Source organism: Nocardia sp. NPDC102475, from assembly GCF_055584605.1.
Window position 1 is genome coordinate 256,348 of sequence record NZ_JBVJLS010000010.1, and the last position, 17,251, is coordinate 273,598.

Here is a 17,251-nt window from a genome sequence, read left to right on the forward strand (position 1 = left end):
TACTCACGACACCGAACTGGCCGACACGGTGAACGTATTGCACTGTGCCGCACGGTCTTTGTCCACTCCGATCTCGAACCACGTGCCACCGTTGTCCGCGGTCCCGTGATCGCGCATATCGCCACGCTGGTCACCGCGGCCGTGGGCGTCGCGGCGGGCGAGGGTGATCTGCGCCGTGCTCAGCGAACCGCCATTGGCCGAGGAGCCGAGATACATGCCGTCGAAGCAGTTGGCCTGCAACTCGATTCGGCGCGAGAGCTCCAAACCCTTCTCACTGCGCACGCCCGCGTCGACGCGATCGCTGTTGGCCTTGCGCAGGATTCCGGCCATCGCCTGCACGTGGTGACCGTATTCGTGGGCGAAGACCGACAGGTAGACGATCCAGTTGTCCTTGAACAGATCGGTCTGCAGCTGACTGAGCGGCATGTAGATCGTCTTGTTCGCCGGGCAGTAGAACGCGGCGAAATTACTCGTGGAGCCGGTGCACGGCGTGGTGATCCCGTCCGTGCTCGCGCTGACATTCAGTGTCGGCGACTGGAACGGCAGATTCTTCTGTGCCAGTACGGGTTTCCACGCCGACTCCAGGCAGCTCGCGGCGGTCTCGAAGAACTTGCGCGCGGTGTCCACCTGCGTGCTCCACGGTGCGTACGAGCACTTCGCCGGGATCAACGTGGTGTTCGGATCGGTCAGCAGGGGGTTGGTTCCGGTCTCCGATACGCCGCCGTTCGAATCAGGCGTATAGGTCATGCTCGGACCGGGGCCCGACGCGGTGCTGCTGAGCCTGCCGTGCGAAAACGCGCCACGCACCAGGCCACCCGCGACCACGAAGACGATGATCAACAGCAGCGCGATCCATCCGCCGCCGCTCTTGCGCTTCTGCGGTGGACGTCCGGGTGGGCCATAGGGCGTCGGCGGCGCCATGGGCGCGCGCTGTCCGTATCCGGGCGCCGGATAACCGGGCTGCTGGCCATAACCCGGCGGCGGACCGTAACCGGGTTGGCCGTAACCGGGTGGATAACCCGGCTGCTGGCCATATCCGGGCTGACCATACCCCTGCTGCCCCGGCGCGGGACGATATCCGGGCTGCCCGTATGGCGAACCGGGACGCGGCGGAACCGGTTGTCCACCAGGCGGAACCGGCCCGTAGCCGTACGGTGGTTGGGTCATGTCCCCCGTCCCCCTCGTCTCATGATCGCCTGCGGTATTGAATTCGCGGCGCTCCCGGGGCCCTTCGTGGTCACGCTGCGCTACCGCCTGCGGGCCCGTCGCTCGCGCCGGGCTGCTGACGCAGCTTAGCAACTTGTCTAGAGTAGGCAGCCATGCTGACTTTTCGGGGGGGCGCCGCGAGCGCGCTGCTTCTCGCCGCTGCGGGAATGCTGGCCGCGGCACCGGTTGCCCACACGGAGCCCGCAACCGATGGCGTCGATATTGTCGCGGACCTGAAACTGAGTCGCGAGGGCGTGCTCGAGGTCACCGAGAAGGTGACCGTCCCCGCCGACAGCGGCTTCAAAATGACTCTGCCGCTGCGCCTCAAGGTCGGCAACGATGTCGAACGGGTCTTCAAAGTCACCGATGTCGATACCAAAGGCCCCGGCACCGCGACGGTCGCGAACGATCTGTTCACCATCGATGCCAAGCCGGGCGAATCGACGTTCACCTACGCGATTCACAACACGGTCAGCGACGCACCCGGCACCCAGGTCTTCCGCTGGCTCGGCACCATCAATGCCGATGTCGCATCGATCGACGCATCCCTGATCAGCCCGAGCTACGAAATGGGCGTGGTGGACTGCAAATTGGGCCCGCCCGGCAATCTGCGGCAGTGCTCCGATCTGCAGATCGAGGCGGACGGAGTGCTCTACTGGCGCCAGACCGACCTGCGCAAGGGCGACAATATCGACCTGACCCTGCAGCTGCCGCCCGGCACGGTGCCCGCCAACGCCGATATTCGCGACAACAGCGAGGCCGGCGCCTTCTCCTTCACGACTCCGGTGCTCGTCGCATTCGGTGTCCTGCTGCTCGCACTGGCCGCGATGGCGGGCTATGTGCTCGAGACCAGGCGGAAAAACGCCGCCGCCACAGCCGGTTCGGAGACGATCGATCCGCTGCTGCGCGACGGTACGCAGGTCCAATTCACCTCTCCGGCCGGCATCCTGCCCGGCGAGGCTGGCGTCTTGCTCGACGAACATGCCGATCCGAGCGATATCGCCGCGACGGTGATCGACCTCGCCGTGCGCCGGTACATCTGGATCACGCCCGTCAGCGATAGCGATTGGCGCATCGACCGGGTGAACGCACCCGATGACCAGCTGCGCGATTACGAGAAGGCGGTTTACCGCGCACTGCTGCCGGACGGCACCGATTCGGTGACCGTCGGCGAGTTGCGTGCGCCTGGACGCCTGCAGTCCCAAACGGTGCGCAGCGCAATGCTCGCCGATGCGGTCGAACGCGGCGCGTTCATCGATCGGGCCCGCATCGGATTGCCGATCCTGTTGGGTGGGGCACTGATCGTCGCCGGTATCGCCGCGACCGTCGCCTTGGCGCTCACCTCGGGCAGCGCACTGGTCGGCATCGCGATCCTGCTCGCCGGCGTCGCGACGGTACTGCTGCCGCGATTCCTACCGGTGCGCACGGCCCAGGGCCGCGAACTCGTCGGCCAGATCCGCGCACTGCAGCGCGGCATCGACGCGACCACCCGCGACCAGATCCCGCCCGCCGACCAGGAATTGGTCTTCTCCCGTGCGCTGCCGTTCACGGTGATCGGCGGCCGCGCCGACAACTGGATCCGCGCCTTCCGCGACCTGAACCCCGCCGCCGACTCCCAACCCGGCCTCTACTGGTTCGGCACCTTCGAACGCGACCGCAACCTGCAACGCTTCGCAGGCCACTTCCCCTACTTCATCACCGCCCTCGAAGGACTCTTCGCCTGAGGCGGTGCCATGGGCCCACGCCGAGCCGCCCGGTCGGCCGCCGCACGATGCCTCCGTCCCAGTCCGGGCCGATCCCGGCGAGCTCCGCCAGTTCGGCACGGTTCGCCTCCCGGCCGGACGCGATCCAGATCGTTGATTCGGAGCACGAAGCGCCGTCCGGTCGACCGCGCGGGCCGGCACCGCGGTGCCCAGTTTCCGATATAAAGATCGCCGGACCGGGGTCATGCTCGTCGCGGCAGGCGCAGTTGGGCAGGGCAGAGTGCAACAGCGATATGTACGGTGGCACAACGCGATCGACCGGCCATCGGAATCATCCCAGTGGCCGCTCGAGCGTGGTCGGTGACTAGTCGTTCAGGGTGGTGCGGCGGATGGCGGCGAGCGGGTCGGCGTAGATGGCGCTGAGTGAGGTGACCACTGCGGCGAATTCCTGCACCTTGCCGCCGAATCCGCTGATGCGGATGTCGGTCGGTGGGAGTTGGGAGGACTGGGTGAACGCGCGGGCGACGTGGGCGACCGCGGGGCGGTAGCCGGTGAAGGCCTGGCCGCCGAGGATCACCCGGTCCGGGTTGAGCATGTCGCGCACCATCGCGACGGTGTGTCCGAGGATGGTGGCGCGCTCGGCGAGCAACTCCTGCGCATCCGCCGCGCCCGCCTCGGCGGCGCGGTACAGGTCGGCGATGGTGGTGCCGCCGGTGCCCTTGTGCGCCGGAATGATCCCGCGCCCAACGGCTCTGGCATGCAGCGACCGATCACCGACGGTCACCTCGAGGCAGCCGCGCCGTCCGCAGGTGCATTCGACATCGGAGCCGGTCGGGAAGTGCGCGATCGAACCGGGGCCGCTGCTGGGGGTATGCACCCGGCCGTCCAAAGTCACTGCGATACCGGCGGTTTCGCGAACGTAGAAGTACAGGCTGCTGCCGGGACCAGTGGTCCCACGCGGCTCGCCGGTCGGCAACAGCAGTTCCGACGCGGCCATCGCCTCGACGTGCGGCGCAACCGAGACCGGCAGCTCGAGCACCTCGCCGAGCACCGAACCGACCTGCGCCCCTTGCCAAGCCAGCTTGGGGTGATCGACGACACCGGTCGCGGAATCCACCCGTCCACCGATCGCCACACCGGCCCAGAGTGGTTTGCGCCGATGCCAGCGCTGCAGGAAGGCCTTGGCGCTGCGCGCGACGGTCGTGGTCGCGAAGTCCTGACCGGTCTGCGGCGTCGCGATCGCCAGCCCGCCGAGGATGCGTCCGCGCAGATCGGCCGCGACGATCTTGGTGACCGCGGCGCCGATGTGGATGCCGAGGGTCAGATAGGCCTCGTGGTCGATTTCGAACGGCACCCGCGGACGACCGACCGCACCCGATGCGGTCAGATCGGGGCGCTCGCGCAGCAGTCCGGCGGCCAATAGCGCCGAGACTTGGCGGTTGACCGTCGCGATGCTCAAACCCGTTGTGCGCGCGGCATTGTCACGGGAGACCGGACCGCTGGTCGCGGCGCGCAGCACGGCTGCGGCCGGATTGTCGGCGATGCGGAGTTCCGGCGCGACGGGAGGGCGCTGGACACGGACACGACCGGTTACGACCCTGGAGCCGGATCGATCAAGGGTGAGGGACATATGAAGGTTCCTTGCTGAAGTCCCGTAGCACGGGACGTGCCTACATGTGCGGCGGCGGGGCAGCGCACGAGCCGAAAGAGCGGCTCAGCTGCAGCAGGAACAACACAGTTCGCGAGTCAACGGCAGTCGCAGACCCAGTGCGGCGGTCACGTAGGTGACCCGCAGTGCGGTCGGACGGCTCGAAGACATGGGATCAAAGTTAACACCGAAATCGCCGCGCACCAAGCCCTATCGGCGGAGCGGGAACTCCTCGGATGCGTGCTTCGTTTCGAAATCCTTGGCGCGCACCGGGTTCCGGGAAAATGTGGCCCAGAGCACGATTTGTCCGAAAAAGCCGAATGGGGGCCGCCGCTTCGGCGACCCCCATGGGGTGACTGGCTCGCCCGATCCCGGGCTGCTGGGTTACGCCGCTTCCGCGACCAACTGACGACGGGCCAGCAGTGCGGTGGCCGAGGCGATCAGCCCGACCAGCGCGACCACGGTGACCAGATACAGACCCGGTCGGTACTGCGCGATGCTGGTGGCGGCGCCACCGCTGATCAGCCCCGTGACCACGGCGAGCACGACCGCGCCACCGATCTGGCCGGAGGTCTGCACCAGTCCCGAGGCCAGCCCCTGCTCATGGTCGGCGATGCCCTCGGTGGCCTGCACCATGACCGAGGAGAAGCCGAGCGCGAAGCCGAGGCCGAGCAGCAGGAACGCGGGCAGGTAGTCCACGACGTAGGCCGGGTCGGCGCTGCCGCCGAAGGAGATGAACCAGACGTACCCGATCACGAACGAGGTCATCGAGGCGATGATCATCGGTGTAGTGCCGTAGCGGTCGATCAGCTTGCCCGCGACCGGCGAGAGGATCGCCACGATAATGCCCGTCGGAGCCAGGGCCAGCGCCATCTTCAGCGGCGTCCAGCCGAGGGTGTTCTGCAGGTACAGCGACACGATCGTCTGGAAGCTGATGTAGGAGCCGAAGATGGCCAGTGCGGCCAGATTCGCCCGGACGATCGACTTCACCTTGAAGATGCTCAGCCGCACCAGCGGGTGGGCCACCTTGTTCTCCACCACGAAGAACGCGCTGAGCAGGGCGACGGCGATTACCGCGGTCGCGACAACCGTTGCGGTGAGACCCTTTTCAGGTGCGGTGACGATGGTGTAGACAGCGGCCAGCATGCCACCGGTCAGCAGTGCGGCACCGGCGAAGTCGATGCGACCCTGTTCCTTCTCGATATTGCGCGGTACCACGAAGTAGGCGGTGACCACCACGGCCGCGACGACCAGCACCGGGACATAGAAGGTCAGTCGCCAGTCGACGCCGGTGAGCAGACCCGAGACGATCAGGCCGGAGGCGTAACCGGTGGCGCCGAAGACCGTGAAGATCGACAGTGCGCGATTGCGATCGTGGCCTTCCTTGAAGGTGGTGGTGATGATCGAAAGTGCCGCGGGTGCGGTGAATGCGGCGGCGACGCCCTTGATGATGCGGCTGGCGATCAGCAGCGCACCGTCGTCGACCAGACCGCCCGCGAGTGAGGCGAGCCCGAAAACCACGAGAGCCGTGAGGAATACCTGTCGACGGCCGAGCAGGTCGGCGGCGCGGCCACCGAGCAGCAGCAGGCCGCCGTAGCCGAGGATGTAGCCGTTGACGATCCACTGCAGGCTCTCGGTGTCGAGCCCCAGTTCGGATCCGATGGACGGGAGGGCGACGCCGACCATAGAGACGTCGAGTGCGTCGAGGAACATCGCCAGACCGGCGACGAACAGCACGGCCCACAACGTCGGGCCCCAACGGCCCGGGGCGTGCTCGGTAGATGCGGCGGTCCGGGTCTCGGATGCGGTAGCTGTCATAGTCACGTTCGGTAATTTAGATGCACACGCATTAAATGTCAACGCAAGTAATGCGCGCGCATAAAAGACCTGGTCATGATCTTGCCGGTCGACACAAGAAGGCCCCGCCCAGTCGAGAGGTACTGGGCGGGGCCTGTTTCCGTGGCGACGGTGGGGCCACGGATGCCGTGCGACCTACTTGGCCGGGACGAACGGCTGGTTGATGGTGGTGAAGTACTGGATCGCCGCACCGATCGCGACCGGCGCGGTCACCAGGATCTGACCGGCCAGGGTGCCGAGGGCGCCGACGGCGATGATGCCGCCGAGGCAGCCGATGGCGGCGGCCGGAATGAACGGACCGAACAGGCCGACAATGGTCGCCGAGGCAACCGTGGCACCGGCGATACCGCCGAGCACGCAGCCCGCCGCACCACCGATGAGACCGCCGACCAGCGTGCCGACGGTGGCCGCCGCCGAGACGGTGCTCGTGAAGCGGGTCCAGGCCGCGACCTCACGGTCGTATGGGGTCTTCCAGGGGGCCTGGTCCTCGTAGGGCAGCGCGACCGGCTTGTAGACCGCGTGTTCGCGATCGATTTGCGGGGTCAATGTCGCGGTGCGATCGGAAATCTGTGCGGCGATCGGGAATTCGAAGTCGTCGATCCGGAACCGCAGTGGGGTGCCCGCGAGCACGGTGCCATCGGCGGCCTTGATCTCGAAGACATCGCCCTCGACCGCCAGCGAACCCGCGTCGGTCTTGATAATCGATGAATCGCCTATTGCTTCGGCGGTGAAATTGATTGCGCTATCGTCGCTTTCGGTCGCGGCCGGGGCGGCGGCCGAGGTGCCCGCGACCACACCGGTCGCCATGGTCACCAGCGCCGCGACGACGGCGAGTTTGCTCATCCTCATGTACTGCGTTCCCTCATCTAGGTGTTGCTACCGAGGGAAAAGCATCGGCGAGAACTCAATCGGGCACGAGGGAAAAATGCAGACAGATTCGAATAGGCAAACCCGGAGCGACTTCAGGACTTCTTGGCCGCGGCCTTCATCTGCTTCTTGAAAGCCCTTACTTCCAAAAGGGATTCGCCGTCGACAATATCGGCGGCCGAGCGCCGGGAGCCCGCTTCGGAGTAGGCGCCTGCCGCCGCTTCCCACCCCTTCGGCTGCACACCGAGCTGCTTGCCGAGCAGCGCGAGGAAGATCCTGGCCTTCTGATCGCCGTATCCCGGCAGGTCCTTCAAACGTCGTAGCACCTCTTTGCCGTCCGGATCGCCCTGGGTCCAGATGCGCTCGGTCTTGCCGTCGTAATGCTCGACCACATAGCGCGCGAGTTCCTGGGTGCGGCGGGCCATGGACCGGCCGTAGCGATGAATGGCGGGCGGGGTCGCGCACAGTTCTTCGAACGCCTCGGTATCGGCGTCGGCGATCCGCTGGATATCGAAGCCGTCCATGCGGTCGGCGATCTTCTTCGGCCCGCGGAAGGCATGTTCGAGCGGGAACTGCTGATCGAGCAGCATGCCCGTCAGCAACGCGAAGGAATCCTCGGAAAGGAGTTTGTCCGCCTCCGGCTCCTGGGCGAGACACAGCTTGACAGTCGCGGACTTCGCTTTGGCCACAGGACTTCCTTTCGCTGGTACCGGACTTCTCCGATCATCTCACTCGGAACCGTCGCGTGGTCCGGCCCACCCGGATCGGTGGCATGCCCGAATCGTGACCCACCTCACAGTCCTGCCGTGCGATGCGCTCGGTGCCGAAGTAGGCTCAGCGCCATGCCTCAGACGACGGCAATACCCAGAGACGGAATCGGGCCCATGAATATGCAGGGGTTACGCCCGGATCGCTTCGATAGCGCGGGCCAGGATCAGTTGGTCGACGTGCGAGACCTGCAGGCGGCGCTGCCTGGCATCCGCCGACTGCGCACGTGGGCACATGAAGCATTGGCGCTGCAGCCCGGCGAGAGTGCGGTCGATGTCGGATCGGGCACCGGCTCGGAGGTCATCGCCTTCGCTGAGGCGGTCGGCCCGACCGGCACCGCGATCGGTGTCGAACCCGATCCGCAGCTGCTGACCTCCGCCGAACGCCGCGCCGAACAGGCCGGTTCGACGGCCAAGTTCCATTCCGGCGACGCCTACGGGCTGCCGTTCGGCGCGAAAACCTTCGACGCCGCGCTCTGCGAGCGGGTGTTCCAACACCTGACCGCACCCAATCGCGCCGCCAACGAGATCGTTCGAGTGCTGAAGCCCGGTGGCCGTGTCGTTGTGATGGACAGCGACTGGGGCACGGCAATCGTGCATCCCGGCGACCGTCGGGTGGTTCGCGAGGTCGTCGACACCCTGATCGCCGCAACCACCAACCCGTTCTCCGGCCGCAGACTGCCCGGACTGCTGACCAAGGCCGGCCTGGTTATCGATGAGATCGGCTCGCACGCCCTGGTACAGGACCGGACGGTCGGCGCGGGCGCGCTGGTCAACCGCATCTCCGCCATGGCGGTCGCGCGCGGTTCCATCACCGAGGCACAGCGCGACCAGCTCATCGCGGATCTGGAACGGGGCGCCGAAACCGGTGACGTCCACCTATCGGTGACCATGTTCGCCGTACTGGCGCATAAGCCACACTGATATTCGAGCGAAAACACAACGGGCGCATACCGATTCGGTATGCGCCCGTTGTGTGTCGAGCTATTTGTCGAGCAATTTCTCGGTGGCCGCGAGCAGTACGCAGGTGGCCAGACCGTCCATCGCCTTCTCCAGTTCGGGCAGCTGGGGGAAGCTGGGGGCGATGCGGATGTTCTTGTCCTCCGGGTCATTCCGGTACGGGAAGGCCGAACCGGCCGCGGTGAGCGCGATGCCCGTATCCTTGGCCAGCGCGATCACCCGGGCCGCGGTGCCCTCCAGGACATCGAGGCTGATGAAGTAGCCGCCCTTCGGCTCGGTCCAGGACGCGACCTTGGAGGCGCCGAGCCGATCCTCCAGAATCTTCAGTACCAGTGCGAATTTCGGTTCGAGGATGGCGCGATGCTTCTGCATATGCGCGCGCACGCCGTCGGCGTCCTTGAAGAACCGCAGGTGCCGCAGTTGGTTGATCTTGTCCGGGCCGATGCTCTTCTTCGCCGCGTGGTCGAGGTACCAGTTCAGGTTCGGCGTGGACGCACCGAGGAAGCTCACCCCCGCACCGGCGAAGGTGATCTTCGAGGTGGAGGCGAAAACAATGGGGCGGTTCGGATTTCCGGCCGCGGCCGCCATACCGAGCACGTCGAGGACGGGTGCGGCGGTATCGGTCAGCGGATGCACCGCGTAGGCGTTGTCCCAGAACAGGCGGAAGTCCGCCGCTGCGGTGGGCATCGAAACCAACTCCTGGACAACCTCTTCGGAGAAGATGACGCCGGTCGGGTTGGAGTAGTTCGGCACCGCCCACAGACCCTTGATCTGCGGATCATCGGCCACCAATTCGGCGATGGCGTGCACATCCGGCCCGTCGTGACCGATCGGAATCGGAATCATCTCGAAGCCGAGCGCCTCGGTGATCGCGAAGTGCCGGTCGTAGCCGGGGCTCGGACACAGGAACTTCAGCGTGGGCTCGGCCACCCAGCGACGCTCGGAATCCGGTGTGCCGTACAGCAATGCGTAGCTGATCACATCGTGCATCAGCTCGAGGCTGGCGTTATTGCCCGCGATCAGGTTCTCGACCGGAATGCCGAGCAGTTCACCGAAGATCGCACGCAATTCCGGAAGACCGTGCAGCCCACCGTAGTTGCGGCAATCGGTGCCGGTGCCGTCCTTGAAATCGCCAGGACCGGGCAGCGTGAGCAGTTCCGCGGAGAGGTCGAGTTGCTCCGGCGAAGGTTTACCCCTGGTCAGATCCAGCGTGAGCTTCTCGGTCTTGAGCGTCGCGTAATTCGCGGTCTGGGTCTCGTGTTCGGACACGAGCTCCGGGGGGCTCATCAAACCGATCTGCGTTTGCCGGGGCATCCTGAGCAGCCTTTCGAAGCAGCGAAGGGGCGATTGACGTCCGAGCCGATTATCGCGGTCGGACTCTTCGATCCAGCCGAGCGCGTTCGACGTCCGGCGGACCGTGTTCACGTTACCCGGCGGTTGCTCCGAATTGGAGTGAATATAGGGGACCCCGCGCACCCGGCAGAGCCCGTTGACCCTTGCTGCCTTCCGGCCCTGGGGGAGTTCACAGGATGCGCGCCGCGCGGGATCCGTATGCCAGTGTAGCGGGCGGATCCGACAATGATCATCACCGGGTGTGCCGAGCAGGGTCGAAGAGGGGCCGAACTGGGACTTCCCGCCCCGACCAGCCCCAATTTGGCGACCGACCGGGGGCACCCGGTATGCTGCTCCACGGAGGATTCGCCTAGTGGCCTATGGCGCTCGCCTGGAACGCGGGTTGGGTTAACGCCCTCAGGGGTTCAAATCCCCTATCCTCCGCCACAAAACAGCAGGTCAGGACACGTTTTCAAGGTCCTGACCTGCTGTTGTTTCCGCACCACTTGTCGAATGCCATTTCGGGCGCTGCTCGACCCGCGCATCGACGCGGTCGACACTCACCCTCCGTTCAGACGTGGTTGCGTTTGCGGCCGTCGACTTTCTGCAGCCCGCCCCGGCGGCGCACCCGGCATCGTGCGACGCCTATTCGCATATCGGTCGGGCTGACCGGTGCTCGGGCTGCAGCGGGGGTTTCACGTCTCGGTGACTACAACCGGGTCACAGATTGTCGCCGCTGATACCGCCAAAGCAGTTCAACCCAGCATTACAGGATGTCCTGCGCCGCAGCGGGTCTCGCCCGTCGGCCGCTGGTGTGGTCAGCGCGGTAGGCGGCAGCACAGCTCGCTTTCGTCGACTGCTGCCGGGGTCGCTGTGCTGCAGGGCGTGCGCGCGGGCTCACCGGTCTGTTGGTTTTCGGACGATTCGCGGCTGCCGATTCCTTTCTGCGGCGACCGAGGTCTACATGTCGACGAGGCAAGCCGAGAAAGAGAGCTGATCGCTGTGAGTATTCCCACCACTATGCGCGCCCTGCAGCAGACCTCGCTGAAGGGTCCGCAGGATATGCGTTCGATCATCGACGCACCGGTACCGGTGCCCGGCCCGGGCGAGGTCCTGATCCGGGTCGCGGCCGCCGGTGTCAATTTCGCCGATATCTCGAGGGCTTACGGCACATTCCTCGACGGCCCGCAACCACCGTATCTGGCGGGTTTCGAGGCCGTCGGCGAGGTCGTGGCGGTGGGTGCTGCAACGACCGGTCCGCAACCAGGGGACCGGGTTATCGGCGTCGGCTACGGGGCTTTCGCCGAGTACATGGTCCTGCCCGCGGCTGCGGCGGTGCCGGTGCCGGACGGCTGGACGGCCGAGCAGGCGCTGGGCTTGGTCGTGAACTGGCCCACCGCGCTGGCCGCGCTCAGGCCGCTGGGCCGCATCACCGCCGGCGAGACCGTGCTGATCCACGCCGCGGCGGGCGCGACCGGCCAGGCCGCGGTGACCATGGCCAAGCACTACGGTGCGACGGTCATCGCCACTGCCTCGCCGGGCAAGCACGAGACTGTGCGGGCACTCGGCGCCGACCACGTCCTGGACTCCCGCACCGAGGACCTCGCCGCCGAGGTACTGCAGCTGACCGGCGGCATCGGCGCCGATCTGGTGCTCGAGTCCGCCGGGGGCGCCACCTTCGATGCCAGCCTGGCCGCGGCCAAGCGGGTCACCGGCCGGATCGTCGTCTACGGCGTGGCAGGCGGCGAGGCCGCGATCACCAACTGGGAGTTGGTGTACAAGCACCAGGTCCACATCATCGGACTCAACATCGGCGTGCTGAGCCAGGCCGCACCACAGATATTCGGCGAGCTCATGGGTGAGCTGTCCGCGCTCATCACCACCGGCGTCCTCACGCCCGCTCGCCCCACCGCCTACGACTTGTCCGACGGTCCGAAAGCCCTCGCGGAACTCGAAACCCGGGCCACCACCGGCAAACTGGCACTGCTGCCGTGACCACCCCTGAGCTGCGTTTCGATTCCTTCGCAACAGCATCCCGGTCGTAATAGCGACCGTCCCGACCAGCGGGACCGGTCCGGACAAGGAGCAGCCCGTGGGATTCCATCGCGCATCCGGCCGACCGGCCGCGGCCTACACTCGCGACATGACGGCGCACGGGCCGGAGGCGGCGAACCAGGCCCGCTTCGCCGCCGAAACCGAGCGGTTCCGCCGTGAGCTGCTGGCGCACTGCTACCGCATGGTCGGCTCGTCCCAGGACGCGGAGGACCTGGTACAGGAAACATATCTGCGGGCATGGCGTTCCTACGCCGGCTTCGAGGGACGCGCGTCGATTCGGTCCTGGCTCTACAAGATCGCCACCAATGTCTGCCTGACGGCGTTGCAGCCGCGCCGGATCCGGGTGCTGCCCTCGGGCCTGACAGGGGCTTACGACGGACCCGATCGCCCGCCGAGTCACGTTGCGCCGGGCGAGGTCTCGTGGCTGGAACCGTTGCCGGACGGGTGGATCGCCCCGGCCGCCGACGATCCGGCCGCAGCGGTGATCGCGCGCGAGTCGCTACGGCTGGCACTCATCGCGAGCCTGCAGCACCTGCCCGCCCGCCAGCGCGCGATCCTCATCCTGCGCGAGGTGCTCGCGTTCTCCGCGGCCGAAACCGCGGAGATCCTCGGCACCACTACGGCGGCGGTCAAGAGCGGTCTGCAGCGCGCCCGCGCCCGGCTGGACGAACTGGATCCGGAGCCCGAGGAACTGCTCGAACCGGCCGACCAGCGGGCGCGTGCACTGCTCGACGGCTACATCGCAGCCTTCGAGCGTTCCGATGCCGGTCTGCTGGAACAAGTGCTGCGCACAGACGCCACGCTGGAGGCGACGCCATTCCGCGAATGGTACGCAGGCCGGGTGCGGTGCATCCACATGCTCGACGCGTACGTGCTCGGCACACCCGGCGACTGGCGGATGATCGCTACTACAGCCAACGGCCAGCCGGCCGCCGTCATCTACTACCGAGACGCCGACTGTGTGTTCCGGGCAAACGGCATCGTGGTGCTGGCCCCAACTACTACCGGCGTCTCCCGTGTGATCGCACTCCACGATCCGGCGCTGGTCGCGATGTTCGGCTTCCCCGGAGCCCTGATCACCTGAAGCCCGAATGTGCTGGCACCCAATACATTCGAGCGCAAAAAGCGGTTCGACCATGAGTCGAAGTCCTGTGCCGGAATGCGCCGAATCACCCGGCCCGAATTCAGGAGCTATCCCAATTCTCCTATGGCACAGTCGAATACCTCGTTCAGCGCATCGCGTAGCAGGTCGACGTAATTATCGATGTCCGGTAGTGCGGCCGTGTCCGCATGGATCGAGACGGTGACGGTTTCGCCGAGGCCGTGTACACCGTGGGTCAGGTGCATGACCGAGCCGATTGCGGGGAAGCCGCCGGTGAAGCGGACGGGTGCGCCGCCGAAGGTCAGGTCGGCGGGGCCGCGGTGGACGCTGGAGACCACGGTATGTCCGGCGATGGAGTCGGGGACGGTGTCGAGCGGGTAGTGCTCGATGTCGCGGCGCAGTAGTGGGGCGGGGGTGACGGCGGTGACGCGGTCCTGTGCGGTGAGCAGTGGATGCTGGGCGCGGGTTCGGCGATCGGCGAGGGCTGTGGCGATCTTGTTCGCGCGGGCCAGTAGGTCCGGTTCGTCGATGAACAGGTCGACACCGAGGCTTCGGTAGTTATTGCGAGCCGCTATCCGATTGCCGGACAAGGCCATCGGCACTTGCGCGCCCAGGCGGTCCGCTCGTTCACCTCGCGCGATCAGATAGCGATCAAGTGCTATCGACACGGCGGTCAGCGCGACCACGGTCACGGTGCAGCCCGGGATGCGCAGCCGTTCGGCATCGCAGACGATCATTCGTGCCTGATGGGCGTGCCTATCTGTCGAATCGCTCCGGTTCACCAGACTCGGCGTGAACGCGGGCCCTGGCTCCGGAAGCCTTCCCGCACTGGTCAATTCGGCCAATTCCTGCTGCGCCCGGAAGGCTTGATACCCGCGAATCGCTGTGCGCGCGAACTGAATCGGCATCCGCAGCAGGGCGGGCACCGAATGCAGATACATGGGATCCACCGGCGCCGATTCGGCCACTGCCGCACCGAGGCGCCGACCGAAGCCGGCAGCATGCCCACCCAGCGCCCGAGCAACCGAATCTCGCAATACAGCAACCGGTACGGCACAAAAGGCGCCATCGGCAACCGGCGCGGCGCCGGCGATCGGCGCAACCCCATCACCCCCGCCAACCTCGGAAAACAACGCCCTGGCGAGCTCCGCACCCCGTCGCCCATCCGCCAACGCGTGCGACATCTGCAACACAGCTACCATTGCCGGTCCAGCACCCCCTGGCGCACCGGCAACCCCACGAAACACATGCAACCGCCATGGCCGCACCGCCGCGTCCACCCCGGTACCGAGCAGTTTGCCGAGCACCTCACACACACTCGGCCAATCCGGTTCCGGAAGGATATGTTCCATAAATTGCTCGGCACGGAATTCACACCGAACCCATGCCGGATAGTCCAGATCTCCGGGCAGCTCGCGCAGCCGCACCGACAGGTCGGCAATCTCCGCACTGCGGTGCGCGACGAACTCGCGCAGTTGCGCACCGGAACGCCCGGAATCATCGAAGCAATACAGCATGAAGAGGTCATTTCGGGTACGGCCCGACAGCCAGTACATCGTCGCGTCCTGGGCGGCCACCGTACTCACGAGTCGACGATATGACACCGGTTAGCGGGAGGTATAGGCCGGCACCGGGAAACTGAATGATCTTGTTCCACATTGCGGTTCAGGGAAACCTATCGATTCCCGGCCGATCCCCTGCTACCGTCTGTAGTAGAACACATACCACCACTCACCAGAGCGGGGTGTCGGCCATGGCTATTGACATAGGTCGTAAGGTAGGCGAACAAGCCAACTCCTTCGACGAGCGATATCAGGCCGCGAGATTCATCAAACGGTCGATCAACAAGGTTTTTCCGACCCACTGGTCGTTCTTACTCGGCGAGATCGCGCTCTACAGCTTCATCATCCTGGTGCTGTCCGGTACCTATCTGACGCTGTACTTCGACCCATCGATGGCCGAGGTCACCTACAACGGCGCTTACCAGCCGCTGCGCGGGGTGTCCATGACCCGCGCCTATGAGACGGCGCTGAACCTCTCCTTCGAGGTCCGCGGCGGTTTGTTCGTGCGCCAGGTCCACCATTGGGCTGCACTGCTTTTCGCAGCCTCGATCATCGTGCACCTGTTCCGGATCTTCTTCACCGGCGCGTTCCGCAAGCCGCGCGAAGCGAACTGGGTGCTCGGCTCGCTGCTGCTGATCCTGGCCATGTTCGAGGGGTACTTCGGCTACTCGCTGCCCGACGACCTGCTCTCGGGCACCGGCCTGCGGGCGGCGTTCTCCTCCATCACGCTCGGCATTCCGCTCATCGGCACCTGGATGCACTGGTTGATGTTCGGCGGCGACTATCCGGGCGAGATCATCCTTCCGCGCCTGTTCATCGCGCACGTGCTGCTATTCCCCGGCATCATGCTCGCGCTGATCGCCGCGCATATCGCGTTGGTCTGGTACCAGAAGCACACCCAGTTCCCGGGTCCGGGCCGCTCCGAACACAATGTGATCGGCACGCGCATCGTGCCGGTGTTCTCGCTGGATCAGGGCGCGTTCTTCGCGTTCACCCTCGGTGTCGTCGCACTTATGGGCGGCCTGCTGCAGATCAACCCGATCTGGGCCTTCGGGCCCTACAGCCCGGCCAAGGTGTCGGCGGGCACCCAGCCGGACTTCTACATGATGTGGACAGACGGCATGATGCGCCTGATCCCGCCCTGGGAGCTGTATCCGGGCCGCTATACCGTGCCCGCACCGTTCTGGGGTGCGATGATCATGGGCTTGGTCTTCACCGTGCTGATCGCCTATCCCTGGATCGAACGGCGCCTGACCAAGGACACCGCACACCACAACCTGCTGCAGCGCCCGCGTGACGTGCCGGTCCGCACCGCGATCGGCGCGATGGCGATCACCTTCTACGTGGTACTGACGCTGTCCTGCGTAAACGACATCATCGCCTACAAATTCGATGTCTCACTGAACGCGACGACCTGGGTCGGCCGGATCGGCATTCTGACACTGCCCGCGATGGCCTACTTCGCCGCTTACCGCATCTGCCTGGGCCTGCAGCGCAGCGACCGCGCGGTGCTGGAGCACGGCATCGAGACCGGCATTATCAGGCGGCTGCCGGACGGCGAGTACATCGAGATCCACCAGCCGCTCGGTCCGGTCGACGAGCACGGTCACCCGATTCCGTTGACCTATCAGGGCGCGACGGTGCCGAAGAAGATGAACAAGCTGGGTTCGGCGGGTAAGCCGGGCACCGGCGGATTCTTCCGACCCGATCCGTGGCAGGAGTCCCGCGCGCATACGGCGGCCGAGCACGAGGAAGAACGCAAGCAGCTCGCCGTGCTACGCGCAGCTCAGGAGCAGACCGACGGCCGGCACCCCTGAGAAAGGCGCTCAGCACCTGCGAAGGCCCCGAGTCCGTGCCGACCCGGGGCCCGTGCTGTTGGTTCGGACGTACCTGTTGTTCAGGCGCGGCCGAACTCCCCCTTTGACATTCCGTTTAGGAACGCGTTCCACTCGCCGGGCGTAAACGCCAACAACGGACCGTAGCCGTTGTCTTTGGTGTCGCGGACCGCCACGTTGCCGTCGACGAGAAATGCGACTTCCACGCAGTTCCCGTCGGGGCCGCTGTATGTGCTCTTACGCCACACAGCGCCCGTCAAGTCAACTTCCACGGCACTAGCTCCTTTGCTGCGTCGAGAACGAGATTATTCTTCTGACATCGTTCTAACTAGCACCGGCATCCGGCGCGGAACGCCG

Annotated in this window: 13 protein-coding genes, 1 tRNA gene and 1 other RNA gene; 6 read left to right on the plus strand and 9 right to left on the minus strand. The window is 65.9% G+C overall.

All coding sequences use genetic code 11. From position 1 onward, the window contains the following. Positions 1–3 precede the first annotated feature (3 nt). Positions 4–1,167, minus strand: a complete 1,164-nt coding sequence (locus ACZ60G_RS20270) for a neutral zinc metallopeptidase (protein ID WP_465811568.1) — start codon at positions 1,165–1,167, stop codon at positions 4–6. A 152-nt stretch (positions 1,168–1,319) separates the two neighbouring features. Between ACZ60G_RS20270 and ACZ60G_RS20275 the strand changes: the two genes are divergently transcribed. Then, positions 1,320–2,930, plus strand: coding sequence for a DUF2207 family protein (locus ACZ60G_RS20275; protein WP_465811569.1), 1,611 nt, complete (start codon positions 1,320–1,322; stop codon positions 2,928–2,930). A 343-nt stretch (positions 2,931–3,273) separates the two neighbouring features. Here ACZ60G_RS20275 and ACZ60G_RS20280 read toward each other — a convergent pair whose 3' ends face one another. From ACZ60G_RS20280 to ACZ60G_RS20295, 4 genes are all read right to left on the minus strand, one after another. Continuing rightward, a complete protein-coding gene (locus tag ACZ60G_RS20280; RefSeq protein WP_465811570.1) occupies positions 3,274–4,539 on the minus strand; it encodes an ROK family protein in 1,266 nt (421 codons plus the stop codon). 402 nt (positions 4,540–4,941) lie between these two features. Beyond that, complete coding sequence (locus ACZ60G_RS20285; RefSeq protein WP_465811622.1) at positions 4,942–6,375, minus strand: MFS transporter; 1,434 nt, start codon at positions 6,373–6,375, stop codon at positions 4,942–4,944. 174 nt (positions 6,376–6,549) lie between these two features. Further along, entirely contained in the window at positions 6,550–7,263 is a 714-nt protein-coding gene (locus ACZ60G_RS20290) for a DUF8020 domain-containing protein (protein ID WP_465811571.1), read from the minus strand. Between the two features lie 113 nt (positions 7,264–7,376). Next, positions 7,377–7,970 carry an HhH-GPD-type base excision DNA repair protein gene (locus ACZ60G_RS20295; protein ID WP_040685946.1) on the minus strand — a complete coding sequence of 198 codons (594 nt, stop codon included), beginning with the start codon at positions 7,968–7,970 and terminating at the stop codon, positions 7,377–7,379. A 195-nt stretch (positions 7,971–8,165) separates the two neighbouring features. On the opposite strand from ACZ60G_RS20295, the gene ACZ60G_RS20300 reads away from it, so the two are divergent. After that, positions 8,166–8,972 carry a methyltransferase domain-containing protein gene (locus tag ACZ60G_RS20300; RefSeq protein WP_465811572.1) on the plus strand — a complete coding sequence of 269 codons (807 nt, stop codon included), beginning with the start codon at positions 8,166–8,168 and terminating at the stop codon, positions 8,970–8,972. A 60-nt stretch (positions 8,973–9,032) separates the two neighbouring features. On the opposite strand, the gene ACZ60G_RS20305 is transcribed toward ACZ60G_RS20300, so the two are convergent. Then, positions 9,033–10,322, minus strand: coding sequence for an aspartate aminotransferase type Ic (locus ACZ60G_RS20305; RefSeq protein WP_465811573.1), 1,290 nt, complete (start codon positions 10,320–10,322; stop codon positions 9,033–9,035). A gap of 143 nt (positions 10,323–10,465) precedes the next feature. Beyond that, positions 10,466–10,560: signal recognition particle sRNA small type (gene ffs, locus ACZ60G_RS20310), an RNA gene on the minus strand. A gap of 139 nt (positions 10,561–10,699) precedes the next feature. Between ffs and ACZ60G_RS20315 the strand changes: the two genes are divergently transcribed. The 3 genes from ACZ60G_RS20315 (at position 10,700) to ACZ60G_RS20325 (ending at position 13,479) form a co-directional block, all read left to right on the plus strand. Next, positions 10,700–10,787: transfer RNA gene (locus ACZ60G_RS20315), tRNA-Ser, on the plus strand. A 555-nt stretch (positions 10,788–11,342) separates the two neighbouring features. Then, positions 11,343–12,335: an NADPH:quinone oxidoreductase family protein gene (locus ACZ60G_RS20320; protein ID WP_465811574.1), complete on the plus strand. Its 993-nt coding sequence runs from the start codon at positions 11,343–11,345 to the stop codon at positions 12,333–12,335. Positions 12,336–12,483: 148 nt separating this feature from the next. Further along, complete coding sequence (locus ACZ60G_RS20325; protein WP_465811575.1) at positions 12,484–13,479, plus strand: RNA polymerase subunit sigma-70; 996 nt, start codon at positions 12,484–12,486, stop codon at positions 13,477–13,479. 107 nt (positions 13,480–13,586) lie between these two features. On the opposite strand, the gene ACZ60G_RS20330 is transcribed toward ACZ60G_RS20325, so the two are convergent. Further along, the gene (locus tag ACZ60G_RS20330) at positions 13,587–15,083 is read right to left on the minus strand and encodes a WS/DGAT domain-containing protein (RefSeq protein WP_465811576.1); all 1,497 of its coding nucleotides are present in this window, start codon (positions 15,081–15,083) and stop codon (positions 13,587–13,589) included. A 167-nt stretch (positions 15,084–15,250) separates the two neighbouring features. On the opposite strand from ACZ60G_RS20330, the gene qcrB reads away from it, so the two are divergent. Next, the gene (gene qcrB, locus ACZ60G_RS20335) at positions 15,251–16,876 is read left to right on the plus strand and encodes a cytochrome bc1 complex cytochrome b subunit (protein WP_465811577.1); all 1,626 of its coding nucleotides are present in this window, start codon (positions 15,251–15,253) and stop codon (positions 16,874–16,876) included. An 80-nt stretch (positions 16,877–16,956) separates the two neighbouring features. On the opposite strand, the gene ACZ60G_RS20340 is transcribed toward qcrB, so the two are convergent. Then, positions 16,957–17,166, minus strand: coding sequence for a DUF397 domain-containing protein (locus tag ACZ60G_RS20340; RefSeq protein WP_387294082.1), 210 nt, complete (start codon positions 17,164–17,166; stop codon positions 16,957–16,959). Positions 17,167–17,251 lie beyond the last annotated feature (85 nt).

Bases quoted from the DNA above. Each gene is read 5' to 3' on its own strand.
- ACZ60G_RS20270 (WP_465811568.1), bottom strand. From the start codon at position 1,167: ATGACCCAACCACCGTACGGCTACGGGCCGGTTCCGCCTGGTGGACAA.
- ACZ60G_RS20275 (WP_465811569.1), top strand. From the start codon at position 1,320: ATGCTGACTTTTCGGGGGGGCGCCGCGAGCGCGCTGCTTCTCGCCGCT.
- ACZ60G_RS20280 (WP_465811570.1), bottom strand. From the start codon at position 4,539: ATGTCCCTCACCCTTGATCGATCCGGCTCCAGGGTCGTAACCGGTCGT.
- ACZ60G_RS20285 (WP_465811622.1), bottom strand. From the start codon at position 6,375: ATGACAGCTACCGCATCCGAGACCCGGACCGCCGCATCTACCGAGCAC.
- ACZ60G_RS20290 (WP_465811571.1), bottom strand. From the start codon at position 7,263: ATGAGGATGAGCAAACTCGCCGTCGTCGCGGCGCTGGTGACCATGGCG.
- ACZ60G_RS20300 (WP_465811572.1), top strand. From the start codon at position 8,166: ATGAATATGCAGGGGTTACGCCCGGATCGCTTCGATAGCGCGGGCCAG.
- ACZ60G_RS20305 (WP_465811573.1), bottom strand. From the start codon at position 10,322: ATGCCCCGGCAAACGCAGATCGGTTTGATGAGCCCCCCGGAGCTCGTG.
- ACZ60G_RS20325 (WP_465811575.1), top strand. From the start codon at position 12,484: ATGACGGCGCACGGGCCGGAGGCGGCGAACCAGGCCCGCTTCGCCGCC.
- qcrB (WP_465811577.1), top strand. From the start codon at position 15,251: ATGGCTATTGACATAGGTCGTAAGGTAGGCGAACAAGCCAACTCCTTC.